Origin of the sequence: Exiguobacterium sp. s36 (assembly GCF_018618345.1) — a bacterium.
GTDB classification, from domain to species: Bacteria; Bacillota; Bacilli; order Exiguobacteriales; family Exiguobacteriaceae; genus Exiguobacterium; species Exiguobacterium chiriqhucha.
Map to the genome: position 1 here is coordinate 297352 of NZ_JACSLW010000003.1, position 26873 is coordinate 324224.

General features: G+C 52.0%; 26 protein-coding genes, 1 riboswitch and 1 other annotated feature. Of the genes, 15 read left to right on the forward strand and 11 right to left on the reverse strand.

Annotated features, from left to right (window positions below):
* Positions 1–16 precede the first annotated feature (16 nt).
* Positions 17–1318: a Na+/H+ antiporter NhaC family protein gene (locus KNP95_RS09430; protein ID WP_214836788.1), complete on the reverse strand. Its 1302-nt coding sequence runs from the start codon at positions 1316–1318 to the stop codon at positions 17–19.
* A gap of 52 nt (positions 1319–1370) precedes the next feature.
* Positions 1371–1466, reverse strand: a riboswitch (SAM riboswitch).
* A 96-nt stretch (positions 1467–1562) separates the two neighbouring features.
* Positions 1563–3242 carry a GGDEF domain-containing protein gene (locus KNP95_RS09435; protein ID WP_034804305.1) on the reverse strand — a complete coding sequence of 560 codons (1680 nt, stop codon included), beginning with the start codon at positions 3240–3242 and terminating at the stop codon, positions 1563–1565.
* 154 nt (positions 3243–3396) lie between these two features.
* Positions 3397–3609 (forward strand) — a binding site (T-box leader).
* Between the two features lie 52 nt (positions 3610–3661).
* On the opposite strand from KNP95_RS09435, the gene argS reads away from it, so the two are divergent.
* Positions 3662–5344, forward strand: coding sequence for an arginine--tRNA ligase (gene argS / locus KNP95_RS09440; protein ID WP_214836791.1), 1683 nt, complete (start codon positions 3662–3664; stop codon positions 5342–5344).
* A 37-nt stretch (positions 5345–5381) separates the two neighbouring features.
* Here the strand turns inward: argS and KNP95_RS09445 are convergent, their stop codons facing one another.
* Entirely contained in the window at positions 5382–5960 is a 579-nt protein-coding gene (locus KNP95_RS09445; RefSeq protein ID WP_214836795.1) for a metallophosphoesterase family protein, read from the reverse strand.
* Positions 5957–6448, reverse strand: coding sequence for a YajQ family cyclic di-GMP-binding protein (locus KNP95_RS09450; protein WP_214836798.1), 492 nt, complete (start codon positions 6446–6448; stop codon positions 5957–5959). Before KNP95_RS09450 ends, KNP95_RS09445 begins: the two co-directional genes overlap by 4 nt.
* 70 nt (positions 6449–6518) lie before the next feature.
* Here KNP95_RS09450 and pulA point away from each other — a divergent pair, with 70 nt between their 5' ends.
* Positions 6519–8513, forward strand: coding sequence for a type I pullulanase (gene pulA, locus KNP95_RS09455; RefSeq protein ID WP_214714998.1), 1995 nt, complete (start codon positions 6519–6521; stop codon positions 8511–8513).
* An 18-nt stretch (positions 8514–8531) separates the two neighbouring features.
* Here pulA and KNP95_RS09460 read toward each other — a convergent pair whose 3' ends face one another.
* A complete protein-coding gene (locus tag KNP95_RS09460) occupies positions 8532–8696 on the reverse strand; it encodes a YycC family protein (protein WP_021068148.1) in 165 nt (54 codons plus the stop codon).
* A gap of 139 nt (positions 8697–8835) precedes the next feature.
* On the opposite strand from KNP95_RS09460, the gene KNP95_RS09465 reads away from it, so the two are divergent.
* The 4 genes from KNP95_RS09465 (at position 8836) to KNP95_RS09480 (ending at position 13545) form a co-directional block, all read left to right on the forward strand.
* Positions 8836–9627: a hypothetical protein gene (locus tag KNP95_RS09465; RefSeq protein ID WP_021068149.1), complete on the forward strand. Its 792-nt coding sequence runs from the start codon at positions 8836–8838 to the stop codon at positions 9625–9627.
* Between the two features lie 102 nt (positions 9628–9729).
* Complete coding sequence (locus tag KNP95_RS09470; protein ID WP_214836801.1) at positions 9730–11853, forward strand: MMPL family transporter; 2124 nt, start codon at positions 9730–9732, stop codon at positions 11851–11853.
* A gap of 253 nt (positions 11854–12106) precedes the next feature.
* Positions 12107–12742, forward strand: a complete 636-nt coding sequence (locus tag KNP95_RS09475; RefSeq protein WP_034780845.1) for a YitT family protein — start codon at positions 12107–12109, stop codon at positions 12740–12742.
* Between the two features lie 80 nt (positions 12743–12822).
* Positions 12823–13545 (forward strand): YwiC-like family protein, encoded by a 723-nt coding sequence (locus tag KNP95_RS09480; protein ID WP_058765494.1) that lies wholly within the window; start codon positions 12823–12825, stop codon positions 13543–13545.
* 20 nt (positions 13546–13565) lie between these two features.
* Here KNP95_RS09480 and KNP95_RS09485 read toward each other — a convergent pair whose 3' ends face one another.
* The 3 genes from KNP95_RS09485 to KNP95_RS09495 all read right to left on the reverse strand — a co-directional run bounded on the left by KNP95_RS09485 (position 13566) and on the right by KNP95_RS09495 (position 15365).
* Entirely contained in the window at positions 13566–14510 is a 945-nt protein-coding gene (locus KNP95_RS09485) for a DUF4003 family protein (RefSeq protein ID WP_021068153.1), read from the reverse strand.
* 90 nt (positions 14511–14600) lie between these two features.
* The gene (locus tag KNP95_RS09490; protein ID WP_016509669.1) at positions 14601–15032 is read right to left on the reverse strand and encodes a type III secretion system chaperone family protein; all 432 of its coding nucleotides are present in this window, start codon (positions 15030–15032) and stop codon (positions 14601–14603) included.
* Between the two features lie 66 nt (positions 15033–15098).
* Positions 15099–15365, reverse strand: a complete 267-nt coding sequence (locus tag KNP95_RS09495) for a metal-sensitive transcriptional regulator (RefSeq protein ID WP_021068154.1) — start codon at positions 15363–15365, stop codon at positions 15099–15101.
* 286 nt (positions 15366–15651) lie between these two features.
* On the opposite strand from KNP95_RS09495, the gene KNP95_RS09500 reads away from it, so the two are divergent.
* From KNP95_RS09500 to KNP95_RS09520, 5 genes are all read left to right on the forward strand, one after another.
* Complete coding sequence (locus KNP95_RS09500) at positions 15652–15957, forward strand: rhodanese-like domain-containing protein (protein WP_021068155.1); 306 nt, start codon at positions 15652–15654, stop codon at positions 15955–15957.
* Entirely contained in the window at positions 15954–18422 is a 2469-nt protein-coding gene (locus tag KNP95_RS09505) for a CoA-disulfide reductase (protein ID WP_214836804.1), read from the forward strand. Before KNP95_RS09500 ends, KNP95_RS09505 begins: the two co-directional genes overlap by 4 nt.
* A 181-nt stretch (positions 18423–18603) precedes the next feature.
* Positions 18604–20046 carry an alanine/glycine:cation symporter family protein gene (locus tag KNP95_RS09510; RefSeq protein WP_021068157.1) on the forward strand — a complete coding sequence of 481 codons (1443 nt, stop codon included), beginning with the start codon at positions 18604–18606 and terminating at the stop codon, positions 20044–20046.
* An 84-nt stretch (positions 20047–20130) separates the two neighbouring features.
* The gene (locus KNP95_RS09515) at positions 20131–20586 is read left to right on the forward strand and encodes a DUF1877 family protein (RefSeq protein WP_029596237.1); all 456 of its coding nucleotides are present in this window, start codon (positions 20131–20133) and stop codon (positions 20584–20586) included.
* Between the two features lie 65 nt (positions 20587–20651).
* Positions 20652–21104, forward strand: a complete 453-nt coding sequence (locus tag KNP95_RS09520) for a hypothetical protein (RefSeq protein WP_214801489.1) — start codon at positions 20652–20654, stop codon at positions 21102–21104.
* 42 nt (positions 21105–21146) lie between these two features.
* Here KNP95_RS09520 and KNP95_RS09525 read toward each other — a convergent pair whose 3' ends face one another.
* On the reverse strand, positions 21147–22157 hold the full coding sequence (locus KNP95_RS09525; RefSeq protein ID WP_214836807.1) for a metal ABC transporter solute-binding protein, Zn/Mn family: 1011 nt from the start codon (positions 22155–22157) through the stop codon (positions 21147–21149).
* A gap of 172 nt (positions 22158–22329) precedes the next feature.
* Between KNP95_RS09525 and KNP95_RS09530 the strand changes: the two genes are divergently transcribed.
* From KNP95_RS09530 to KNP95_RS09540, 3 genes are all read left to right on the forward strand, one after another.
* Positions 22330–23265 (forward strand): alpha/beta hydrolase, encoded by a 936-nt coding sequence (locus tag KNP95_RS09530; RefSeq protein ID WP_214714980.1) that lies wholly within the window; start codon positions 22330–22332, stop codon positions 23263–23265.
* A 66-nt stretch (positions 23266–23331) separates the two neighbouring features.
* A complete protein-coding gene (locus KNP95_RS09535) occupies positions 23332–23931 on the forward strand; it encodes a histidine phosphatase family protein (RefSeq protein WP_214836810.1) in 600 nt (199 codons plus the stop codon).
* 10 nt (positions 23932–23941) lie between these two features.
* Positions 23942–24418 (forward strand): DUF456 domain-containing protein, encoded by a 477-nt coding sequence (locus KNP95_RS09540; protein WP_021068163.1) that lies wholly within the window; start codon positions 23942–23944, stop codon positions 24416–24418.
* 74 nt (positions 24419–24492) lie between these two features.
* Here the strand turns inward: KNP95_RS09540 and KNP95_RS09545 are convergent, their stop codons facing one another.
* Entirely contained in the window at positions 24493–24966 is a 474-nt protein-coding gene (locus KNP95_RS09545) for a YwpF family protein (RefSeq protein ID WP_021068164.1), read from the reverse strand.
* A gap of 114 nt (positions 24967–25080) precedes the next feature.
* On the opposite strand from KNP95_RS09545, the gene KNP95_RS09550 reads away from it, so the two are divergent.
* Positions 25081–25383: a hypothetical protein gene (locus KNP95_RS09550; RefSeq protein WP_021068165.1), complete on the forward strand. Its 303-nt coding sequence runs from the start codon at positions 25081–25083 to the stop codon at positions 25381–25383.
* 39 nt (positions 25384–25422) lie between these two features.
* Here the strand turns inward: KNP95_RS09550 and KNP95_RS09555 are convergent, their stop codons facing one another.
* On the reverse strand, positions 25423–26868 hold the full coding sequence (locus tag KNP95_RS09555; protein ID WP_214836812.1) for a nicotinate phosphoribosyltransferase: 1446 nt from the start codon (positions 26866–26868) through the stop codon (positions 25423–25425).
* Between the last annotated feature and the right edge of the window lie 5 nt (positions 26869–26873).

The following is a 26873-nucleotide window of genomic DNA, read 5'->3' on the forward strand; positions in this document are numbered from 1 at the left end:
CACAAGGTCGTTTTCGTTAAGCGCGTTTTTTGAAACGCGGGAAGTTGAAGGCGATGGCCAATCCTCCGCAAATGAACAACAAGAACGGATAGAACATATACGGAACGAGCGCCGGTGACGCTGTGTTCGTCAGTTCGGCCGCAATGAGAAGCTGTGCCCCATAAGGCAACAGACCTTGGACCCCACACGAGAAGATATCGAGTACACTCGCTGACTTTTTACGTTCGATGTCATAATCGTCGGCGATGTTCGCGGCGAGCGGACCAGCCACGAGAATCGAAATCGTGTTGTTCGCCGTCGCGACGTTTGTCGCACTGACGAGCCCGGCGATGCTCCACTCCGCGCCGGCCCGTCTTTTAATTCGGGACGTGAGCGCGTCACGCAAGTACGTGAGTCCGCCGTTATGCGAGATGAGCCCGACGAGCCCACCCATGAGCAATGTCAGGAGTGAAATCTCGGCCATGCCCATCATGCCGTCCGCCATGGCGGTGACGTACGTGGTGACGGCTAGACTGCCGTCCAACAGACCGATGATGCCGGTCAGGGCGATGCCGCCGAGCAAGACGAGGATGACGTTCATTCCCGTCAAGGCGAGCACGATGACCGCAAGGTACGGAATCAGCTTATACCATTCAAACGCTGCTGGCTCGATGGTCGATTCACCGCTCGATAAGACGGCGAGCAAAATCGTTGTGATGACGGCTGCCGGCAAGATGATCCAAAAGTTAGTCCGGAACTTGTCGCGCATGTTCGTCCGTTGGGTGCGGACGGCTGCAATCGTCGTGTCCGAAATGAACGACAAGTTATCACCGAACATGGCACCGCCAACGACGGCCGCTGCTGCGATGGCGATATTGACGCCGCTCTCCTCATGGATGCCGAGGGCGATCGGCGCCAGTGCGGCAATCGTCCCGGTCGATGTGCCCATCGCCATTGAGATGAAGGCCGCGATGACGAACAGGCCGCTCAAGAGGAGCGAAGGCGGTAATAACGTCAATGCCGCATTGACGGTCGCATCAATCGCCCCGATTGCTTCGGCGACGCTTGAAAACGCGCCGGCGAGCAAGAAGATGAACACCATGATCAAGATGCTTGGGTTGCCGGCGCCTTGGGCGACACGTTCGACCGTCTGGGTGACGCTTCCTTTCGTCATCATCGCCGCGACGATGACGGCAATCAAGGCCGCAATCAAGACGGGAAATTTATAAAAATCGTCATAGTAGATGCCTGCCCCGATAAAGAAGACGAGGAAGACGAGTAAGGGCAAGAGCGCCCATTTGTTAGCTGTTGGTTGTTCCAATCGATTCACCTCATTCATAAAAATAAAAAGAGAGCCTTCTGAAAAAAGGCTCTCTCTACAAGAAACACTTTTTTCATCTTTCGAGCAGACCGCTCGCTGGATTTGGCACAGGTTACCCGCTGCCGAGACGTCATCGGGCCAGTCCCTCAGTCTCTCTTGATAAAAAAGTTGTGATATTTAGTTATAAGACACGTTCCCTAACGTACCTGTTTCAAATCTGCTTGTCAATAGCAAACCCCCACGCGATGCACGTGGGGGCGAGTCAGGACGTCAAAAAATTGTAATGGGCGACGCGGTTGCGTCCTGCGTACTTCCCGCCGACGTAAAGCGCTCGGTCGGCGTTGCGAATCGTATCGTCTAGTCGTTTGTCACCGAACGCTTGAATCGTATCGACGCCGATTGAGGCGGTCACTGGGATATCGATTCCGTCAACGTGGAATGGTTTGGTTTCGATTTGTTGACGGATGCGCTCGGCAATCTCGACGGCGGCTTCGACATCGCATCGGTTCAACAGCAAGATGAACTCCTCGCCGCCATAACGGGCTGCGAAATCATCGGTGCGGAGCACTTGGCGGATGCGGCGACCAAACTCTTGGAGCACGCTGTCTCCGACTTGATGACCGTGCGTGTCGTTGATTTTTTTGAAGAAGTCGATATCGAGCATTGCGACGGAAATCGGGTACATCGAGCCGTCCGAGATTTGTTGAATCCCGTATTCATAAAAAGCCCGTGCATTGGCAAGCAACGTCAAGCTGTCCGTCCGGCTCTCGGTATAGAGGCGGTCGCGTTCATGACAACGACTGATCGTTCGATTGAACGATTTGAGCAGTTTGACAATCTCACGTTGAATGATGGGCGGATAGCCATAGACGTGCTCGCCGGTCATGACGAGCCACGTGCGGATGCCTTCGATTTCCTCGGAACGGACCGAGATGAAGCTATGATAGTCTTCATCGAACTCGTTCGATAACGGGGCGTCCCATTCAAAGCGCATCTCATACTCGACCGAGGCTTCGTTCGGATAGGTTGCATCGAGTAAATCAAAGACGACGTGGCGATCGATCGGCTGGCGCGTCTTTAAATCAAAGTAAAGTGTGCGATCGAACAGTTTGAACTCGACGAACCCTTCGTCGTACTCGTTGAGTCGTTCACATTGACTGAGGAACACCTCAATCGCTTGCGCCTCGCTTTGTGACAACGACACGGCTTCTTTTGCCTCATCATATTGTTCAATCAACGATTTGAAGGCGTCTTGCCGACCTTTCTGGATGATGAGCCGCTTAATAAAGAAGGTGAGTGCGGCGGCGATACTGCTGACGACAAGCAAGTTCGTCTCACGGAAGAGCGAGGCTGCTAAAATGAAGACGAGACTGACGATATACGTGTAAAACGCGATGTTTAGAAAGTCGCGGACCGGGATATCGACACGGAACCACCAACCGACTTGATACTTTTGTACGACCGTGTTTAAGATGATGGCCACAATCAAGCCGGCAAGCGGCAGAAACGAATCTTGGGAATAAAAACCGAGACCGGTCACACCACCGAGTGCCAAGTAGACGCTGGCCGGGATGGCGATTTCCAAAAACGACGTGATGGCGTTCCACGGATACGTAAAACGGAACCGTCGAAGCGCGACGCGCGGTTTCAAGTTGACGAACTGGAAGACGAGTAGTCCAATCTGATTGACGAACAGCGCTGTCTCAAAATCAAAGAATAAAAAAATAATTAAGACGATACTTTCTGAAAAGGTAAAGTAGACGCCTTTCCGTTCAATGGAGTCCATTTGAAAAGTAATGACGAGCAACGCAATCAAGATGAACGGTAACGGCTCGATGGCCGGCATGTTTAATACGCCTGTAGCGAACAAGATGAGGGTCAAACTGAATAGCATACTCCAAATACTCCAACCGAGGACGGACATCTTGCGGAAATGGTTCATGGTTCCCTCCTATGTGGGAAAAATTCAATTATGTATGGTAGAAGATTCGGCACAATCACGCCCGAGTCCTGCCTATCCACCATAATGGCGGAATTCTAGCATTGAGTCTATATGAAATATCCTCTATAATGAAATTGCTTTTCAACCACATAGACGAAAGTCGATGAAAAAGAGAGTAACGATCGTTCCGTCAACAAAGCGACCTAGGGATTGGTGAGAGCCTAGGCTGACAAACATCGCGAAACGCACTTTTGAGATGCTATCCGAACTTGAGTAGGCGTAGCCGGGGGACCCCCGTTATCACCGATAAAGCGGTCTGCGTCAAGCAGGCAAGAAGAGTGGTACCGCGGGCCATCCCGTCTCTTTGCATCTGTGCAAAGGGCGTTTTTTTTATGAACAAATGATAAGGAGGAATTAGAATGAGTTATGAACGCAAATATGCGGAAGCCTTGTCCCGTGTCATCGGGGACGAGTTGACGCTCGACCAGATTGAAGCATTGATTGAAAAACCGAAACATGAGGCACACGGGGACCTTGCTTTCCCGTGTTTCCAACTTGCGAAAGCCTATCGTAAAGCACCGGTCATGATCGCGACGGATATCGCAAACGACTTGAACGATGAGTTGTTCACGAAAGTCGAGGCGGCTGGCCCGTATGTGAACGTCTTCTTGAGCCGTGACGTCGTCTCACAAGAAATCATCAACACGGTGCTCGATGAACAAGCGGACTACGCGACACACGCGACGCGCAACGAGACAATTGTCACCGACTTCTCGTCACCAAACATCGCCAAACCGTTCTCGATGGGACACCTTCGTTCAACGGTGATCGGGAATGCCATCAACCAAATCGCCCGTAAAAACGGTTATGACGTCGTCGGCATCAACCACCTCGGAGATTGGGGCACACAGTTCGGTAAACTGATGGTCGCCTATAAAAAATGGGGCGACGAGGAAGCGGTCCGGGCACATCCGATTGCTGAGCTCTTGAAGCTTTACGTCCATTTCCACGAAGAAGCGAAGACACAACCGGAACTTGAAGACGAAGGCCGTGCGTGGTTCAAGAAACTCGAAGACGGCAACAAGGAAGCGACTGAGCTTTGGACGTGGTTCCGCGAAGAATCACTCAAAGAGTTCCAAAAAGTATATGACCTCCTTGGTGTCGAATTCGACAGCTTTAACGGGGAAGCGTTCTATAACGACAAGATGGATCGCGTCGTCGCCATGCTCGAAGAGAAAAACCTTCTCGTCGAAAGTGAAGGGGCGATGGTCGTCTCACTCGAGGACGAGAACTTGCCACCATGCTTGATTAAAAAGAAAGACGGCGCGACGCTTTATGCGACACGCGACTTGGCAGCTGCCGTCTATCGTCATGAGACGTACAACTTCGTCCAGGCGAACTACGTCGTCGGCGGCGAGCAGGCGCTTCACTTCAAACAACTGTTCTCAGTCCTGCGCAAGCTCGGCTATGACTTCGTCGACGGTATGCACCACGTGCCGTTCGGCTTGATTTTGCAAGAAGGGAAAAAGATGTCGACACGTAAAGGTCGCATCGTCTTGCTCGAGGAAGTGCTCAAAGAAGCAATCGAGAAAGCACAAGCGAACATCGCTCAGAAGAATCCGGAACTTGCGAACGCGGACGACGTGGCACGCATGGTCGGTGTCGGCGCGGTCATCTTCCACGATTTGAAGAATGAACGCATCAACAACATCGAGTTCGACCTCGATAGCATGCTCAAATTCGAAGGCGAGACGGGCCCGTACGTGCAGTACACGAACGCGCGTGCGAACTCGCTCCTTCGTAAAGGTAACTACGACGGCTCGACGTTCACTGGCGCAAACGACGACCACACGTGGGGCGTCGTGACGATGCTCAACGCGTTCCCACACGTCATCACACGTGCCCACGAACGTCGCGAACCATCAATCATTAGCCGTTACGTGCTCGATTTGGCGCAAGCGTTCAACAAGTATTACGGTCATGTCCGTGTCCTCGAAGAAGATGCAGGCAAACAATCACGTCTCGCCCTCGTCAAAGCGGTGACGATCGTATTGACAGAAGGACTCCGTTTGATCGGTGTTCAAGCTCCAGAAGAAATGTAAGCACAAATAAGGGACCCTTTTGAGGGGGTCCCTTTTCCTATGCCTTCATGCGTGTGACCGTCCGGGCTTTTGTATCATACAGACACCATTCCCGGTCGAAGATGACGGCGCCGACATTGATGACGTACCGTTTTTTCTTCAAGGTGAACGGCTTCCCGATTTCCCAGGGAATCGAGCGACCTTTCCGGTAAATCCCCGGAATATGGCTGTGTCCGATAAAGACGAGCGGATACTTCCCTTTCTCGACAAGCGGTTCCCAGTCCGGACTCCATTTCACTTGGTGTCCATGCAAGAATAGCGCCTCATCGAGCGTCGTCTGCTCCGGTAATAAGGCGATTCGTGTCTTGACCGGATGCGACACCACGAGCACTTCGTCAATCCGCTCTTCTTGATTGCCGCGCAGGCTAGGGAAGGTGAGGAGCGCCTCGTAGTCAGGGTCGTACGTCACGACATCGGACACTTCATGGAAGCGCTCGTTGCGCCGTTTCTTACCGATATGACACTCGTACAGATCGCCGAGGCAAAGGATGTGCTCCGTCTCGCGGCGGACCGACTCGAGCACGGCTTTCAAATCATCAAACGAACCATGTGGGTCACTGATGATGGCGAGTTTCATCGGTAGTTTGTGAATTGGGCATCGACGGACAATTCGAGCTCACGGACGAGCTGCATGACGGCTTGAAGGTCATCGCGCGACTTGGCCGTCACACGGATTTGATCGTCTTGAATTTGCGACTTCACTTTCAGTTTTGATTCTTTGATGGCGTTATTAATCTTTTTCGCATCGTCTTTATCGATGCCGCTCTTCAATTTGACGCGTTGACGGACCGTGCCGCCGAGCGCACGTTCTACTTTTTGATAATCGAGGTTTTTCGTCGGGACGCCGCGTTTAATCAATTTCGTGATCAAGACGTCTTTCAATTGCTCGAGCTTATAGTCATCATCTGAGACGAGGACGACATCGCCATTATCGAGCGACATCTCGCTTTTCGAACCTTTAAAGTCGTAGCGGTTTAAAATTTCTTTCTCGGCGATTTGAATCGCGTTCTTCACTTCTTCGAGGTTCATTTCTGACACAATATCAAAAGAATTGTCTTTTGCCATGTTTCATCCATCCTTTACAAGGGTTTTGTTATAATGATAGCAGATTTGAAGTAGTGAAGGAGTGAAAGAGATGGAACATACTATCGATCAACAGACAAATGTAGATTTAGACCATATGGCATATCACGGCAAAGACCTCGGGGTGACGTTTAAAAGTGACCTCATCCGGTTGCGGGTCTGGTCACCGGTTGCCGAAGAGATGACGGTAAAACTATACCGGACACCGCGAGCGCGGAAGTTCGAACGGTTGTCGTTAGAACGGGCCGAGAAAGGGACGTGGGTCATCGAACTCGATCGTGCTTTGTTTGAAGGTCAGTTTTATGTGTTCGAGGCGGTCGTAGCTGGGAAGCGTATCGAATCGCTCGACCCGTATGCAAAAGTCGTCGGGATCAATGGGAAGCGCGGGTGTCTGCTCGACCCATCTACGCTCAACCCAGACCATTGGGTCAAAGAACGTCCGCTCTTCCACTCGTCACAAGAAGCGGTCATCTATGAAGCGCACGTCCGTGATTTGACGAGTCATCCGGACAGTGGTGTCATGCATCGCGGGAAATTCCTCGGGATGACCGAAGTCGGAACGAAGACACCGACGGGTTATCCGACGGGTCTCGACTATATTACCGGGCTTGGCGTCACGCATCTCCAACTCATGCCGTTCTTCGATTACGGTTCAGTGAATGAGTCACGCGAGAGTGAGGCGAATTATAATTGGGGCTATGACCCGGTCCACTATTTTGCCGTCGAAGGCTCATACGCTTCCTCAGCGGATGATCCGGCCGCTCGCATCATCGAGTTGAAAGCGATGATTCAAGCACTTCACGATCGTGGCATCCGTGTCATCATGGACGTCGTGTTCAACCATACGTATGATGCATTGACGACGCCGCTCGGACAGTTCGTACCGGATTACTATTACCGCTTGAACGAGGACGGTACGCTCGCCGACGGTTCGGCGTGCGGGAACGATACGGCGTCCGAACGGGCGATGATGCGCAAATTGATCGTCGAATGTGTGTCGTATTGGGCGAAAGAGTTCATGATTGATGGCTTCCGCTTCGATTTGATGGGACTTCATGACGTCAAGACGATGAACCAGGTCCGCAGGGCGCTCGATCGCGTCGACCCATCGATTCTCGTGACCGGAGAAGGCTGGGATCTCGACACACCGCTTCCGGTCCGTAAAAAAGCGAACCAACATAACGCCCACAAGATGCCGCGCATCGCCCAGTTCAACGACGCGATTCGCGACGGTGTCCGTGGGGATGTGTTCATCGAAGACTTGCCAGGTTGGATCAGCGGCAACGCGGATATGACGGCGGACGTCAAACGTGGGATTGCCGGTGCAGTCACGAGCCAAAGCTTTGCTGACGAACCGAACCAAGTCGTGAACTATGTCGAGTGCCATGACAACTTGACGCTTTGGGACAAACTGGCCGTTACGAATCCGGACGACGATGAGACGACACGCCGCCGCCGGCATCGTCTCGCGACATCGATTGTGTTGCTCAGTCAAGGCATCCCGTTCCTGCATAGCGGTCAAGAGTTCTTCCGCACGAAAGACGGGGACGAGAACAGCTTCAATTCGGGGGAGGTCGTCAACCGTTTGGATTGGACGCGGGCCGAGCAAGAGACGCCGAGCGTCGAATATGTGAAGGGCTTGATCAGCCTGCGCAAACAATATCCGTTGTTCCGTCTTGAGAACGCGGAACAGATTCGTAAACATTTACGTTTCTTCGATGAAGACGAGGGCGTCATCGCCTTTGAACTGAGTCGCCACGTCGAAGGTTACGTCGAACGCCATCTCGTATACCATAACGGACTCGAAGAAGCGGTCGAGGTGAAACTACCGTCCGGCAAGTTCGAGGTCCATGTCGAAGATCACACCGTCAATTTGACGGCACCACGTCTCCTCGAGGAGCGGCATGTCACGGTCGCGCCGTTATCGACACTCGTCGTGACGGAACGCCGTCCGGATTACAGCAAATATGCGGTCGCCGGTGGAGCTGCCTTGGCTATCCTCGGTCTCTGGTATGTTGCGAAAAAACGGAAACCGAAACAAAAGTAAGCGCGAAAAAAGGAGACGTCATTCCGTCTCCTTTTCCTCGTTCGTTTCAGTTTTGGCTGCCTCGAGCTCCATCATCTTTTTGACGATGATGTGTTTTGGCATATGCATGAGTTCCTCGAGTGGGACGTTTAGCTTTTTGGCAAGCTCAACCGCCGTCTCGGGAGAGAGTTGAAGTGGGCGCATGAGGGTTCCTCCTTTCCGATTACGGTACGCTACTGCCAGTATACAGGAAAAGCGGACAGATGGAGAATGTGTTCTGTGAACACATTCAAAATCGAAAAATGCGTCGTGCGTTGCTAAGCTGAAACTAGGAAGTGATCAAATGTACAAACAAGTAGCAGACTATCAATTTCATCAAACGGTTGAATGGTTAGAGCGCGTTGGTGGAGGATGGATGTTGTATTTGGCGCAAACCGGGTTTCTGTTTTTTGACGAGACATTCCAAATCCGATGGGAACTCGAGTGGAAATGGGCACCTTGCGCACTATATATTGAACCACATGGTAGAAGAGCCGTCGCGCTATTTCGAGATTTGCAGACATACGGAGTCATGGATTTGACGAACGGGACGATGGAACGTCACCCAATTCCACGGACGTTCCATGACGATTGGTTCAGTAACCTGCATTACTGGTCAGGGGACGATTTGTATTTGTACTCGGCCGAATCAGATATCGTCGCCTTGAACTTGAACGATCACACGTTTCGGTATAGCCGTTACGAGGAGATCCCGGAGTTCGGGAACATCATCGAACTCGCATATCAATCGACCTATGATTTCGAACGATTCACGGCACCTGGCCTCGTGACCTTGTACGATGAACGGAATCAACAGTTCATGGTCGAGGACGTCGAAGCGGGCGCGCGTTGGAAGATTCCATACGGGGGTGACCGTGACTTGGTCATCGTCGATCAAATGGGTGTGACGACTGCCATCACCTCGATGACATCGTTCCAACTGTTTGAGCGCGATTGTGAAGTGTTCTCATCAGAAGTATGTGCCGAGACCGAATTGTTGAAAGTCGTCTTATTGGACGAGCCGGGCGACAGACTTGTCGTCCTATCGACGCCGCGTCGCTTCTGCCATAGTTGGCTGCAAGTGTTCGAGCGTTGACAATCCTGGACCAGGGCATGGTTCAGGATTTTTTTACGAAGGCTTACAGAATCTCGTCTAAAAACGGGAACAGTCTTCTTAGATGGAGAGGAGTGGACAGGGATGGAACGATTAGGACAAGCGTTAGTCCGATGGCGCTACGCTGTCGTGTTGATTTGGACGGTATTGCTCGCGGTATCGGTATATTTCGGATTACAGTTGCCAAGTGAACTGCGCGGCAATGGATTTGCGATTCAAGACGGGCGCTTCGCCCAAGTGGAAGATACGTTGAACGACCGGTTCGACCGGGCCGGGGCCTCGATGATCGTCTTGTTGGAAGGTGGGGACCTTGATACGGTCATCGAGCAGCAACGGGATCGACTGATTGACGTCGATGGAATCGACGGCGTGATCACGCCAGCCGAGAATCCCGATGCCCGCTCAGGGGACGCAGCTTACTTATTGCTCGAGTTCGAGGATTACGATACGGCCGAGGCGTCAATCGATGACGTTCGCAACGCCTTGATTCGAGATACGGATACAGACGTGCGATTGACCGGAGAGCCGGTCTTCGCGGATGACTTGAATGAAGCGTCGAAGAATGACTTGATTCGGGCCGAGTTGATTGGAATCCCGGTCGCGTTGCTCGTCCTCTTGCTCGTCTTCGGGACGCCGCTCGCCGCGGTCATGCCATTATTCGTTGGATTGATTACATTCATCGTGGCTGCCGGCTCGTTGTTCTTCTTTGCCCAGACGATGGAACTATCCATTTTCGTCTTGAATGCGGTCGCGATGATTGCCATCGCGCTCGGCATCGATTTTTCCCTATTGCTCGTCAACCGTTACCGGGAAGAGCTCGCACATGGGAAGTCGCGAGAGGCAGCCATCGTCCGAACGGTCGCGACGGCCGGACGTTCGATTCTGTTCTCAGGGCTTTGTGTGTTCGTCGGACTGGCCGGGTTGTTGTTCATCCAAGTCGACGTGTTCCAAGCCATCGCGCTCGGTGCGCTGATTGCGGTGGCGGGCGCGGTCTTATCGGCGCTCACGCTGTTGCCGTCCGCCTTATATATCGTCGGAGATGCGATCAATAAAGGGCGTCTTATCAAAACGAATGAGACGCGTTCTGAAGTACGGTGGCAGAAGTTGGCCCGTTTCGTCATGAGACGTCCCGTCACGATGACACTCGTCGCGCTCTTGCTGTTACTACCGAGTCTCTGGTTCGTCCGTGACCTCGAATTGAACATCCCGGACGCCGATGCGCTCCCGACTTCATACGAGTCACGGGCCGCCCTTGAGCGGTGGGACGACGTGTTCGGGGAGACGTCGACGGATGCGGTGCTCTTGTTTGAGACGAATGACTTGACCGATTCAATGATTCTCGATGAATTGACGGCACTCACCGATGAGCTATCCGAAGATCCGATTGTCGACAACGTGACGACGTTCTTGACGGCATCCGGTCTCGAACCGGTCGAATTCCAACAACTCGCTGAAGCGGCACCAGAGCAACTCGAGGCGTTCGAACGTCTCGTCACGCTCGAAGGGAATACAGATCTTGCCCTCGTCAATGTTAGTTTCAACGTCCCGCCAAGTGATAAAGACGCGCAGGCGTTCGTCCGAGATTGGCGCGAGAGTGGTTTTGACGTCGGGGGACCAGCCGCGTTCAACGAAGAAATTTATGAAGAGATTTATGCCAGCATCCCGTATGCGGTCGTGACTGTCATCTTGGCGACGATGGTCATTCTCATGTGGGCGTTCCGCTCGGTCTTGATTCCAATCAAGGCGATCATCATGAACGTGCTCGGTCTCGGGGCGACGTTCGGTCTGCTCGTCATCATCTTCGAATCGGGCTACGTGTATGATGCCGAGACGATCAGTATCTTGACCCCGGTGTTCATCTTCTCGCTCGTGTTCGGCCTATCGATGGACTACGAGGTGTTTCTCGTCTCGCGGATTGAGGAATATTATCGGGAGACCGGAGATAACGATTACGCGACGGAGATGGGACTTGCCAAGACGAGTAAAATCATCACGTCGGCCGCAGTCATTATGATTGTCGTCACGGGGGCGTTCGCTTTTACCGGTGTCAGTCCAATCAAACAGCTCGGTGTCGGCATCGCGCTCGCGATCTTTATCGATGCGACAATCATCCGGATTTTACTTGTCCCATCCTTGATGAAACTGCTCGGGGACTGGAACTGGTGGTGGTTTGGTAAGAAAAATTTACCGAAACGTAATCTACACTAAATATACATTTAATGAAACAATCGCGAGAGTATGTTAAAATAGTCTCATGATTACGCGCAATTTGGGAAAGGAAGGTCTTTATGGATACCGAGAGGACATGGCCTCTGTTTCAATTACCGGACTTCTAGCGTTGAGTTTTTACAAGCGACATCAATGTAAAAATCAACAAACGGAAGATCGGAGATGGAACAGATGGAACCGCGGCTACGACTGAGGATCCTCCTCTCCGTTGAAAACGGGGAGGACAATCGGAATGAAACGAGTTGCTACCATAGTGCTCGGAACGCTGATCATGGCGTTCGGTTATTATTATTTGAATGAACAGTTTGGTTTGGCAGAAGGGGGCTTCGTCGGGCTAGCATTGCTCGGCCGCTATTTATTTGATATCGATCCGGCGATCTCGATGATTGTACTCGATATTCCCTTCTTTTTAATCGCCTTGTGGTGGAAAGGCTGGCGCTTCGTCGGGCAAGCCGTGCTTGCCGCGGCGTCACTGTCGCTCAGCTACGCCATGTGGGATCGGTTGGATTTACTCACCTTCGATATCCAAGTGTGGCCGGCGACGTTGTTCGCCGCCATCGCGAGCGGGATTGTGACTGGTTACGGTCTCGGTCTCGTCTTGAAATCGGGCGGGGCGACCGGGGGCGACGATTTATTCGCACTCGGCCTATCAAAATGGACCGGCGTATCGGTCGGGACGATTCTCATCATATTTGATGTCATCGTTTTGGCGATCTCGCTCATCTATTTGCCATTGTCGAATGCGCTTTATACGCTTCTCGCGGTCTCGATTGCAGGTCGTGTCGTCACGAAAATGTTGACGGACGATGTGGTCGAAGTAACCGTGCCAAGTGTGACCAAACTAAAAACAAAAAACGATCTCGCGTGAGATCGTTTTTTGTTTTGTAAAATTTATCACAGTTTTACAGTCATCTTTCTTCTACACTACACATAGAAGGAGGGAGTCACATGAAATGGATGATTCCAAAACAGCACGGCGCGTGGTCGATGCTGATTTTACCGTTCTTACTCGGCGGCATTGTCGGAGGGTGGACGCTCGCGCACATCCCGTTCGCCATCGCCTGGTTGTTCGTTTATATGGGTACATTTTTCTTGTTCCAATACATTAAGCAACGGAAGAAGTCACAAGAGCTGTTGCGCACGGTCGTGACGTATTTGACGATTGCGATTGTAGCCGCCATCCCGGTATTTTTGTCCGAGTGGCGTCTTGTCTGGTTTGTCCTTGCTATGATTCCATTCGGTCTCACCAACGCCTACTTCGCCAAAATTAAGGATGAGCGCAACGTCTGGAACGACGTCAGCGCCGTCACCTCATTTTGCATCGGCGGGATGGCGAGCTATTATCTCGGGTCACATGCTTTGGACGGGACGATAGTGTGGATGTTCGCTTTGCCGTACTTATATTTCCTCGGAAGTATCTTTTTCGTCAAAACGATGATTCGGGAGAAGAAGAGCTTGTTTTATCGGAACGTATCATGGGGATATCACTTTTTGCTCGTCGCCATCTTCATCGCGTTTGGCTATCCGGTCTTGGCACTCGCTTACGTGCCGAGTCTCGTCCGGGCGGTCGCATTCTACGGCAAAACGATCCCCATCATGAAGATTGGGATCGTCGAAATCGCCAACTCGGTGTTCGTGCTCGGTTGTCTCAGTTGGTATTTATTTAGTTGAGAAGGGGAAACCCTTCTTTTTTAGTCGCTCGAAGATGTGCTCGAAATGATAGCCACGGTCGCCGCTGCCGTTGCTGCCTGTTGCATGGCGAGCAGATGGGCGAACGTCCCGTGCAACAGTAAATCGCTTGCATCTTCCTTGATGTTGTTTGCCGCGACGAGTTGCAGGGCGACCGTCAACGCGTGGGTGTGGAACCAGCGATGCTTTTCCTTCTCAGCGTTCGTAATGTCGATCAGGTCGCGCTCGTCGTTGTCGTTCGGAGCCGCGACGATGGCCAAGAGGGCGAGCGCTGGCAGATGCTCATTTTTGACGGCGATTGCTTGTCCTTGGAGCCGCGCGCGCCACTCGAGCAGGCGGTTGATGACCTCGTCTGAAGGCAAGTCGCTAAAAGCAAGCAGATGGGAGACGAGTTGGAGCTCGTTTGAGCGGGGCAACTCGGCTTTCAACGCTTCGTAATACGTCTCAATCCGTTGACTCAACGTATCGTGGTCATCGAACGCTTGAACGAGGACGAGGGCAGACAGAAGGTCTTCTTCGCTCGTCAGCCAAGGATGGTTTCGTTTGAACGTTTGATAGAGTGCGCTCGCCTCGTCAAGCCGGCGCTCGGGCTCATCGACGTTAATCAGTTGGCTCGCGATGAAGGGACGCAACATACTGAAGCGGAAGTGTTTCCGGTCGAGCAACGTATCGAGCCGGAGTGCCTCGTCGATGGCCGGTTCGATGTCTTCATACTTGGCATCGAGAAACGACAGCCAGACGAAATTATTGCTGCCGCGAAACTTGGAGAAGGCTTTCGTTTTCCGTTTGACGGCCGCTTGAGCCTGCTCGAACCGAGTTTCATCGAACGGGGTGTCGTGTATGGCATAATTGATGGCCATCAAGCGTCGGAAATCATCGGTGAACCACTTTGTCGCTCCTCTGATTGCCTCGAGCGCTTCGAGGTAATGCGTATAGCGTGTCATCATCAGCAATTCCTCCTTTTCCTCCTTATACGAGCCCAATCGAAAGAATGATTCAAAAAAAGCCGCCCTGGATTCGTCCGGGGCGGCTGTTTGTTATTGGACTTGCGTATACAACTTCTGCATGTACTCGTTCACTTCGTCGGCCGCTTGGAACATCATGAATGAATGTTGCAAGATGATCTCTGGCGAGAAGCCGAGGTCGAGGTCGAGCGTCGAGGCGAGCGTGACATCACGGTCGCTGTCGAGCACGCAGCGGAAGTATTTGAACTCTTGGTTGAACTCGTTCAAGGCGTTCAGAATCGGTAGGTCTTCGACGTAATCCGGCACGTGTGTGACCGTCGCGGCATACAGTTCCGCATCTGTCGTCTTTTTATTGAAGGCGATAATCATAACGGGCTGAGCCCCGGATTTAGTCGTTTCACGCGTCAAAAATGTGACATGCGTTTCAGTTTCGCTCTCTTTGAACGTCATATTGCGTTCAGCGACGAGCGCTTTAAATGATTCTACTTTTTCTTCGAAGTTCACAAACAAGTCCCCCTTAAAAGTCGTTACTCTAACTTTCGCCCATTTGCGGAGGGAAAGCAAGGGGAACTAGCGTTTCATCAACATTTTGATGGCTTCTTCGACGGTTTCTGACGTATCTTCGCCATCTTGTTGGGCGGTGATGATGCACTGCTCCAAGTTCTTCGCAACGATGATGGTCGAGGCGCGGTCAAGCGCTGATCGAGCCGCACTTAACTGTGTCACGACATCACGGCACTCTTTCCCTTCTTCCATCATGCGGATGATGGCCCGGATTTGTCCTTCGACCCGTTTCATCCGGTTCAACACTTTTGCATCGTATTGATACTGTTCCATTAGATTCACCTCTATATTCAAATCGTTCAGTAACCCAACTATTTATTGTGTAGTCTCATCTTAATACGTGGGGGAGTATGTGTCGAGCAACAACGTTTGATGTGAAAATTTTTCAAACGTTTACCGATTCGACAAACAAATCCCTTGCATTCAAATACCACAGGGGGTATATTAATGACGTGGAAGCGATATGTTCAACGAATCACAAACTTTCGTCGAACGCCCGCTACCAAGCTGACGAATAAATAAGTGAAATATTATAGATCAAAAGGATGGGTAAACAAACATGAAAGCATCTGCCTTGAAACGTCAAATGGATTTTGAAGTACCAGTCAACATCGTCGACGTTCGTGAACGTGACGAGTTCCAAGAAGCGCACATTGCTGGCGCGACAAATTATCCGCTCTCCGAAATGTCGGAATGGATTGAGACGCTCAATCCTGAAGAAGAGTACATCGTCCTTTGTCGCTCAGGTGCTCGCAGCACGCAGGCGACTTGGCAAATGGAAGCGAAAGGTTATAAAGTGGTCAATATAGAAGATGGCTTGATGAGCTGGCCAGGTGAAGTCGTCAAAGGAGGAAATGCGCAATGAGTAAAAAAATCGTAATCGTCGGTGGGGTCGCCGGTGGTGCTTCGGCAGCCGCCCGCCTTCGTCGCTTAAATGAAGAGAATCATATCGTCATGTTCGATCGGGGCGAGTATATCTCGTTCGCGAACTGTGGTCTTCCCTATTACATCGGTGACGTGATTCAAGACCGTCAAAAATTGCTCGTTCAAACCGTCGAAGGGATGAACAAGCGTTTCCAACTCGACATCCGTAACTTGACGGAAGTGACGAAAATCAACCGTGCCGAGAAGACGGTGTCGGTGAAAAACGTCAAGACAGGTGAGACGTACGATGAGTCATATGATGTGCTCGTCTTGTCACCAGGGGCGAAACCGATTCGTCCGAACATCCCTGGGATTGAAGAAGCAGAAGACATCTTCACGCTCCGTAACATCCCAGATACGGATAAAATCCGTAGCTACGTCGATGATAAAGCGCCAAAACACGCGACGGTCATCGGTGGCGGCTTCATTGGAATCGAAATGGCTGAAAACTTACGGGAGCGTGGCGTCGACGTCACGCTCGTCGAGATGGCCGATCAAGTCATGACACCGCTCGACCGCGAGATGGTCTCACCGGTTCACGAGCACATGCGCCTTCACGGCGTCGATCTTCAGCTTTCTGACGGTGTCGACTCGTTCTCTGTGAAAGGGAAACGTGTCCACTTGAAGAGCGGTCGCGTCATCGAGACCGATATGGTCGTCTTATCAATCGGTGTCGTGCCCGAATCGTCGCTTGCAACGGAAGCAGGTCTTGAGACAGGTATTCGTGGCGCCATCCGCGTCAACGAGAAGATGCTCACGTCAGACCCGAACATCTACGCGATTGGTGACGCCGTCGAAGTGCTCGATTATATCTTTAAAGAGCCGACGGTTGTTCCACTTGCATGGCCGGCCAACCGCCAAGGTCGTCTTGTCGCCGATATCATCAACGGTCGTGACGTTAAATACAACGGAACGATGGGGACTGGGATTGCCAAAGTATTCGATATGACCGTCGCCTCGACAGGTTGGAACGAGAAGCGTTTGACAGCGGCCGGTAAAGAGTTCGAAGCCGTCCACGTGCACCCGGGTTCACATGCGGGTTATTACCCAGGATCGACACCCGTATCACTCAAACTCTTGTTCCATCCGACGACAGGTGAAATCTACGGCGCGCAAGGCGTGGGGATGAACGGCGTCGATAAACGGATCGATGTGATTGCGACAGCGATGAAAGGTGGCTTGACGGTCCTTGACCTTCCAGACCTTGAACTCAGCTACGCACCACCGTTCAGCTCAGCGAAAGATCCGGTCAACATGATCGGTTACGTCGCGTCGAACGTCGTCCTCGGCGATAACGAAGTCGTACATTGGAACGAGATTGACGAGTTGGTCCAAAACGGCGCGACATTGCTCGACGTCCGTGACGAGTCAGAACATGAACTTGGCAAAATTCCTGGTTCAATCAACGTTCCGCTCAACTCGCTACGCGATCACTTGGACAACTACAGCAAAGACGAAACGATTTATGTGACATGCCAAGTCGGGCTTCGCGGATATCTCGCATCCCGCATCTTGCGTCAAAACGGATTCAAGGTTAAAAACTTGAGCGGTGGCTACAAGACGTGGTCACAAGTAAAACGCGATTTCGATGCCATCGAGGCAGACGCATCGGCAGCAAATGAGACTGCCGCAACAGCAACGGAGGAGGCACCACCAGTAATGATGAATGAACCAATCGGGGAACCGATTTTCCTAGATACGTGCGGTCTGCAATGCCCGGGACCAATCTTAGAAGTCAATAAAAAAGTAGCCGAACTCGGCGAAGGCGAAACGCTCCGCGTCCTCGCAAGTGATCCTGGCTTCTTTGCGGACATCGAAGCATGGGCGAAGAAAACGGGCAACAAACTCGTCTCGAAACAATTTGTGAACGGTCGCGTCGAAGCGGTCCTTCAAAAAGGCAATGGTCCTGCGGCTGTGCAAGCGGGCGCACCGGCAGGCGACGGCGCGTCGATGGTCGTGTTCAGTGGGGACCTCGACCGTGCACTCGCGTCATTCATCATCGCGCAAGGTGCAGCAGCGATGGGTAAAGACGTCACGATGTTCTTCACGTTCTGGGGACTCAACGTCATCCGTAAACCAGATGCGCCAGAAGTGAAGAAGCAAGGCCTCGAGAAGATGTTCGGCATGATGATGCCATCTCATGCGGGTGAGCTTCCGCTCTCGAACATGAACTTCGGTGGCGTTGGTCAGAAGATGATGAAGAAAGTGATGAGCGACAAAAACGTCCCATCACTTGATCAAATGATTAAATCGGCTCAAGAGGCAGGCGTCAAAATGGTCGCTTGTACGATGTCGATGGACGTCATGGGCATTAAAGAAGAAGAGTTAATCGACGGCATCGACCTCGGTGGTGTGGCAGCATACCTCGGGGCAGCCGAAGGCGGTAACTTGAACCTCTTTATCTAACCAACTGAGATAATCTAGGCGGCCGGTCACGTGACCGGTCGCTTTTTTGTTGTTCGACACCAAAAATGAAAATTGTCGAAAAAGATTGCATTTTTTTAACGTTTTTCCTATAATTCTACTCATGTAAAGAAAGTTGACATAACTTTTTCTTATAACTTACACATACACGGAGGATTTAAAGATGGAGAAATTCGTAGAAGATCTCGTTACAAATGCCAACGACCTGCTCTGGTCGTCAGTGCTAATCGTTGTCCTTGTCGCCTTAGGTTTGTATTTCACCGTTCGCATGGGGTTCGTCCAGTTCCGGATGTTGCCTGAAATGTTCCGCCTCTTGTTCAAAGACGGCATGAAGCGTGAAAAAGGCCAAGTCTCGTCATTCCAAGCGTTCGCCATCGGGACGGCTGCACGCGTCGGGACCGGGAACATTGCCGGTGTCGCGACTGCAATCGCGCTCGGAGGCCCGGGAGCCGTCTTCTGGATGTGGCTGATCGCGCTCATCGGATCGGCTTCGGCATTCGTCGAAAGTACGCTCGCGCAAGTATATAAAATTCGCGACGGTCGCACATGGCGCGGTGGTCCGGCTTACTATATGGAACGTGCGCTCGGTCAGCGCTGGCTCGGGATTTTATTCGCCATCTTGATCACGTTCTCGTTCGGCTTCGCTTTCAACTCGGTTCAATCGAACACGATTTCGTTGTCAGTCAGCAACCAGTTCGGGATTAGCACGACGACAGTCGGTCTCGTCTTGGCTGTCGTGACAGCTATCGTTATCTTCGGCGGGATTCAATCGATCGCCGTGCTCTCGAGTATCATCGTGCCGATTATGGCTGGCGGTTACATCTTGCTCGCCGGGTGGGTCATGATTTCGAACGCCTCATTGTTGCCGGAAGTCTTCGGCTTGATTTTCTCAGAAGGAATCTTCGGACTTCAACAATTGTTCGGTGGTGCCATCGGAGCGATGGTGCTCCAAGGAATCCGACGCGGTCTCTTCTCGAACGAAGCGGGGATGGGTTCAGCCCCGAACGCGGCGGCGACTGCTGAAGTATCGCATCCGGTCAAACAAGGATTGATTCAATCGTTCAGCGTCTTCGTCGACACGCTTCTCGTCTGTACGTCGACAGCGATGATTATCCTGTTGTCAGGTGTCGCCGGTTCAGAGTCGTTCGCAGGTGTCGAATTGACACAAGCAGCGCTCACAGCAGAGATTGGTCCGATGGCGACATCGTTCCTCACGATCGCGATTTTCTTATTCGCGTTCAGCTCGATTCTTGGAAACTACTACTATGGTGAGACGAACATCCAGTTCATCTCGGATAAAAAGATTTACGTCACACTCTACCGTATCGGTGTCGTCGGCATGGTCCTCTTCGGAGCCGTCCGTTCGGCCGGTCTCGTCTGGTCAATCGCGGACGTGTTCATGGGTCTCATGGCACTTGTCAACTTGTATGCGATTTTCCGCCTCGCAAAAGTTGCCCGTCTCGTCCTCGACGATTACTTGGAGCAACGCCGTCAAGGTGAAGATCCGGTCTTCTACGCCGATTCGATTGAAGATCTGCCAGGTCGCGAGTACATCGAAGCTTGGGAATCAGAAGAAGAAGTCAAAACAGGCACGATCCGTTCATAAACGACAAACCGTCTACGAAAGCGCGTAGACGGTTTTTTTGCGCCCAAAAGATGGGTAAACTGAAGAAAAGGGGGGCGTTCAATCATGGAGACGACACACTATATACGCATTTCCCCGGAAGTATGGGTCTCGTTCGGCCAAGACCCGGAAATGATTTTAGATTGGCTGTTGCACGTGCACAGTCAACAACGTGACACGTATGAGACGTTGACGCTCCCGAGGATCGAACGCTTCCAAAAGATTCTTGGACAAATCGAGATTTATATCGATGGGGATGACACGTATAACTTAGAGATGGCCGTCATCGGGGAAGAGTTGATTGTCAATGAGAAGCAGGCGGTCGTTGTCGGGATTTTGACGCCGCAGTTGCTCCATATCGTCAAAGATGCGATGAACGCATTCACGAAAGAGGATGTGGCCGATATGGCGTTCGTCGACCATGACGGGTTCGATGACGTTTGGCTCAAATGGACGCTGTTGAAACGATTCTGTGAAGAGGCGAGTGAGCGGGATGAGCTCGTGTTGATTTACTATGAATGAACAGGCTATGAAAACATCTTGAAAATTGGTAAACTATTACAAATGGTTTCTCAAGGAGTGGACGTATGCTTGATTTCTTTGCCCAAATGACGTTTGTCATCGGTATCTTAAGCCCAATCTTCGCGTATCGGGCAGGTCGTAAACAGTTAGGTCGAATCAATCTCGTCACCGTGTTTGCATTTTTGATTATATGGTTTTACGTCATCTCGACGGGTCCAGCTTATAATCATCCGATTTCGATGCTCTTCTACGCTTTGATTGTAGTGAACTGTGGCTTCGCCATAGGGAATAGTGTGCTCTTCCTACGCGAACGCAATCCATTGCTGAGTTTGAAGAAGCTGCTCGCGACGCTTCTCTGTTTGACGGTGCTCTGTTTCGTGTTCATTGAACTGATGTACCCGACGAACGTGATGAGCGATACGCTTCTTCAAACAGTGATGCTGACGGTGCCGATTTTCGTATGCGGCGTCATTTGGGCGAGGCTTCGACAAATCGACCGGGAACCAGAACACACATAAACAGCTCGACGCCAACGCGCCGAGCTGTTTTTTTTGAGACTCTTATTTCAATGCCGTCTCGAGCGCTTTGACATTCTCGCGCATGAGATCGAAGTAACTCTTGTCCATCTGCACTTTCGTGACCGATTCTAAGTTGTAAATCGTCACCGTCTCCGCACCGATCTCGTTTTGAACGACCTGTGCGACTTTCGGTGTCACCGTATCCTCGAAAGCGATATATTTCAAGTCGTGAAGCTGTGCCTCTTCGATGACGCGCTTCAACGCTTGTTGCGACGGTTCTTCTGAAGGTGTGAGACCCGTGATCGGGAGTTGGTCAAAGCCGTAGCGCTCCGCCAAGTAGCCGTAAGCTGCATGTGTCACGAGCAACTCTGACTTCGAGCCGCCATCGACTGCTGCTTGTAGTTCGCCATCTAACGTCGTAGCTTCTTCTTTGAAGGCGCTCAAACGATCCGCGAACTCATCTTTATAGTCCGGTGCCTGTTCGCTGAAGGCTGCTTCGACAGCTTCCGCCATCGAGACGGCATTCATTGGGTCGAGCCAGACGTGTGGGTCGTATTGGCCGTGGTTATGCCCGTCATCTTCACTATGCCCGGCTTCTTCATCGGCATGAGCGTCCTCCTCGTGTCCGTGCTCGTCTTCTTCACTATGCTCGTCCTCGCCATGGACGTGGACCGTGTCTTCTGCCGAGAGGAGTGTGACGTCCTCGGCCGTCTTCACGAACGTGACGTTCTCATTGGCCAAGCTCTTTTCCATCGACTCGACGTACGGCTCGAGATCGTGGCCGACCGTCAAGAACAAGTCCGCCTCGGCGATGTCGGTCATCTGTTTCGAGGTCGGCTCGTACGTATGGGGATCAGCGCCAGGCGGGATGACCATTTCGACACGGACACGATCGCCCCCGATTTCCTCGGCGAATGATTTCAAGGCGAACGTTGACGCGTAAACGGTCAACTGGTCGCTCGTCTCCTCCGTCGCACCGCTCTCTTCATTACTTGCACATCCACCTAATAGAAGTGTGCCGGCAGCGGCGACACTTAATAACTTTTTATTCATGAACTCTTCCACCTGTCCTCTCTATGTGAACCTTTAAATCGTAACCGTTACGTTCTGTGACTGCGAGTTATATTATAGGTGGCGAATCCGTGCACGTCAAGTCCGACTTCAGATGGATGGTTTTTCGAGAAAAAGGGAATATGATTAAAAAAAGAACGAGGAGTGGATGTATATGAGAAAGGAGACCGCCTGGTTCGTCGGTGGCGCGGCGCTCGCGGCCGCCACGGCAGCCGGGGCCAGCGTGTGGAACCAGTATGGATCGCTCGTGCGTTGGCAAGAGCCCGAGTTGCCGGTGCGCCCCTCGACCCGCAAACGCCGGACTCACACGTACAAGATTGTCAATGACCGTCCGCTCCAATTTGACGTGTATTATCCGCCAGGGGATGGACCGTTCCCGGTCGCGGTCTATGCCCATGGGGGGGCGTTCGTACGAGGGAATCGAGGTATGGTGACATTGTTCCATCCGTTGCTCGACCATTTTCTCGCCAAAGGGTTCGCGGTCATCAGCATCGACTATCGTCTGTTCGAGGACGGGGTCTATTTCCCGGATAACATTATCGACGTCTCCGATGCGCTTTGCTACTTAAAACAGCACGATGGTCTGCTCAACTTGGATATTAACCGACTGATCGTCTGGGGTGACTCGGCAGGTGCGGCCCTCGTCTTAGCGACGGCGCTCGATCGAAGCAAACAGTTCACCGGTGAACTAGGTGATGACGTCCCGCCGATCAAAGGGGTCATCGCCCTCTATCCGCCGACGAACTTCTTATTGTTCAAGTTCATCCAAACGTGGCTCGCGCATTTGAAATTTTATGAGGGGAGCCGGGAGGCGTGGCGAGAGCTGATGGTGAAGTGTTCCCCGGTCACGCATCTTTATGACGACGCCCCGCCCATCCTCATCTTGCACGGAAAGAAAGACCCAATCGTCCCGTTCGGACAGGCGCTCCATTTCGTGGAACATGCGAGCGAAGTCGGTGCGAACGTGCAACTGATTTCCTTCCCGAACGGTACGCATTCGTTAGCGAGCTTTCTCCAATCCGACAACCCGATCAAAGAAACGCAACTCATGGCCCGCATCGATCGTTTCATCGATGACGCGATGATGTGACGTTGCGCTTTTTCGCAAAGATGGTACGATGGGGTAGGATTTAGGAATCATAAAGGAGTGACTCGCGTGACAGAACTTTGCTTGGTCCGACATGGTCAGACCGATTGGAACTTTCAAGAAATCATTCAAGGACGGGAAGACATCCCGCTCAACGCACTCGGACATCGGCAGGCCGAAGAGAGTGCGGCCTTTTTAAGTCAAGAATCATGGGACGTCATCGTGGCGAGCCCGTTGTCACGGGCCGTCGACACGGCGCGTTACATCGCGGAGGCGTGCGGCATCGACGAATCACATATCATCCGGGACGAACGTTTCATCGAGCGTGAATTCGGGGCCGCGTCGGGAAAACCGGTACCGGGCATCTATGAAGCCGTCCAAGCCGATGACCAAGACCGCGTACCTGGTCTCGAGTCAGAAGACGAGATGCGAGCACGTGTCTTGAGCGGTATGCACGATCTCGTTGAGACGCATGCTGGCAAACGTATCATCGTCGTCTGTCATTCACATGCGATTAAAGCCGCGCTATCGGCGATTGACGACACGTATACGTTCCGTCATGCCATGCGTAACGCCTGCTCGAACTATATCGAACATCAAGACGGTCAGTTCGTGGTCAAGGCGGTCAATGTCGCCGACCATATTACGAATGTGATCGTCGCGAAGTGAGGAGAAACTCATGACGACATTGCTCTGGATTTTCATCATCGCATCATTTATTGTCGCGTTCGCGGGATTGATTTATCCGGTCATCCCGAGCGTCTTGTTCTTATTCATCGGTTATGTGATTTACGGCTTCGGCTTCTCGTTCGAGCCGCTCACATGGACATTTTGGCTCTGGCAGATTTTGTTCTTGATCTTCCTGTTCGTGGTCGACTATATCGTCACCCGGGCTACGGTCGATAAACGGGGCGGTTCTGAACGGGCGAAATGGGGGGCGACGATCGGTTTGATTGCAGGACCGTTCATCTTCCCGCTCGTCGGGGTGCTCATCTTCCCGTTCATCTTCGCGTTTTTAGCGGAACTCACGCTCGGGAAGTCGACGCGTGAAGCGTGGAGTATCGGTGTCGGGACCGTACTCGCTTTCCTCGGCAGCACGGTGCTCAAAGTTGTCGGGATGACGATGATGGTCATCTTGTTTTTCATCTACATTTGAGGCGAAGAAATTTCTTCGCCTTTTTGGGTTGAGTTATTTATAAAAACGGGGAAAGAAAAACAAGACCGTTCGACTTATTCGAACGATCCTGTCTTGACGAGCTGTGTGAAGGCGGAACGGCTGAACGACTGCTGCTGTTCGACTTGTTTTTCGAAGAAGGACGGTTTGAGTTCGGCGTTCGCCACGCCTTCGGAAATCAACGAATCGAGTACTTGCTTGGTCGGGTCTTGCTTCGGCATCAGCATGAGCCCTTCCGCGACGAACGTGTGGTGGTCGCTGAGCGACCGTTCGCTCGTGAACGTCAGCGCGAGGGCGGCCGGGCGGTTCGCCGGTGACGTGATGACGGCTTCGGCAAGGAGCAGGATTCGCTTATTCAAATAGTGATGAAGCGTGACGGCAAATTCGGTCGGAACGAGCATCTCGAGGAGCCATTCGTTGTCATGCTCTTTCGAGATAATCAACCCATCGAGTAGTTCGACAGGGAGGTTCAACTCGTTACCATACTCGTCTTGGACGAGGCGAACTTGGACTAGGCGGAACGTTTTCATCGTATCGATCCCTTCCACATTTTCTTTAATCCATCTTAACACAGTCTGGTTCGAAGATTGTGTTACGATAGCGGGGAAGCGACGTAAAAAAATAGAGGACAAGGAGGCATCAAGATGAGTTGGGTTGTTGGCATAATCGGGTATATCGCGATTCTAGCAATCGGTTATTATGGTGTCCTTTTCTTCAAAGTAAAGCAGGAGCGGAGTCGGGCCGGATATCGAATCTTTCTTTTGCTCGCGGGATTGTTTTTCGTGAGCGGGAGTGATTATATCATCGCGTTGTTCCAAGGAGATACGGAAGCGACGTTTTGGCAACGGACCGTTTACTTCATATTGATTTTGATCTCTCTTTCAATCGCACTTTACTTTCGGAGAAAAGAAGATAAAATCCATGCGAATGAGATGACGACGGCATAAAACAAGAGGCTACGGAAAAAAATCCGCAGCCTCTTGTTTTTATTTCGGAATCCGTGTTTGACGAATCATTTCGAGTTTCAAGTCCCAGAGCGGTTTACTGAAGGTGACCGAATACACTTCCGGCAAGCGGAGGCGTTTGTACTCTTCCCATAAACCGTTCATTTGCTCATGATGATACGCGCGAATCTCTGTCGCGTTCGGTAAGTCATAGACGCGTTCGCCGTCTTGGAAAATCGGGACGAGCAAACGTTTGACACTAAAGTTGCGTGTCTTGATGCGGAACGCTGGGTCGCGCACATCAATCAAGTCGATCTCTTTATACGTCTCGACCGGCTCGTCAGCTAGGGCGATATAATCCCCTTTGAATTTCCCGGTCTCGTTATCGATGATGCGATACAATTCTTTCTTGTGTGGTGTCGTCGTCTTCACTTTCGAAGACGAGACTTTGATGACCGGCTTCAGTTTCCCGTCGGCGCCTTCGCGGGCGACGAGCTTGTACACCATGCCGAGCGCGGGTTGTTCGTAGGCCGTGATGCCGCGCGTCCCGACGAGGAATGTGTCGGCTTCAGCGCCCTGCATCCGCAAGTCTTGAATGACGTACTCATCAAGGTCGCCCGAGACGACGATTTTGACGTAGTCGAGTCCGGCCGCATTCAATGCTTTTCGGGCCCGTTTCGACAAGTAGGCCAAGTCACCCGAGTCGAGTCGGACCGACTTCAAGCGATAGCCTTTCGCCTCGAGTTCCTTGGCGACCGTGATCGCGTTCGGAAGACCGGACTTGAGCGTGTCGTACGTGTCAATCAACAGGCTCGTGTTGTCTGGATACATCTCGGCGAACGAGCGGAACGCCTCAAGCTCCTCATCATGGAACTGGATGTCGGCGTGTTCCATCGTTCCGCCGGTCGGGACATCGAAATCGCGTCCGGCCGAAACCAAACTCGTGACGTCGAAACCGGCGATATAGGCGGCCCGAGTCCCGTAATACGCAGCATCGACGCCTTGGGCGCGGCGGGCGCCGCCTTCGAGCAACGTCTCATTCGGCGCGGCTTGACGGATGCGCGCGTATTTCGTTGCGATGAGTGACTCATGGTTGGCGATGTTCAAGAGCGCCGTCTGGAACAGCTTCGCCTCAAAAATCGTCGATTCGATGCGGACGACTTGTTCATTCGGGAAGATGACTTCTCCTTCGCGGACGCTATAGAGCGAGCCGGTGAACTTGAAGTTGCGGAGTACATCCGCAAACTCGTCCTCGAAGTCGAGTTGTTGTTTCAAGTAACGGATGTCCTCTTCCGTGAACGAGACGTTCTCTAAGTAGTGGACGATGTTTTGCAGGCCGGCGAAGACGACATATCCTCCGCTGAACGGGTTCGAGCGATAATAGAGGTCGAACACGACTCGTTCGTTGTGACGGCCTTGTTTCCAATAGATATACATCCAACGTGGGAGGTATAGGTCGGTGTGAAGCGCTAAGTTGCGATGTAACATAATCG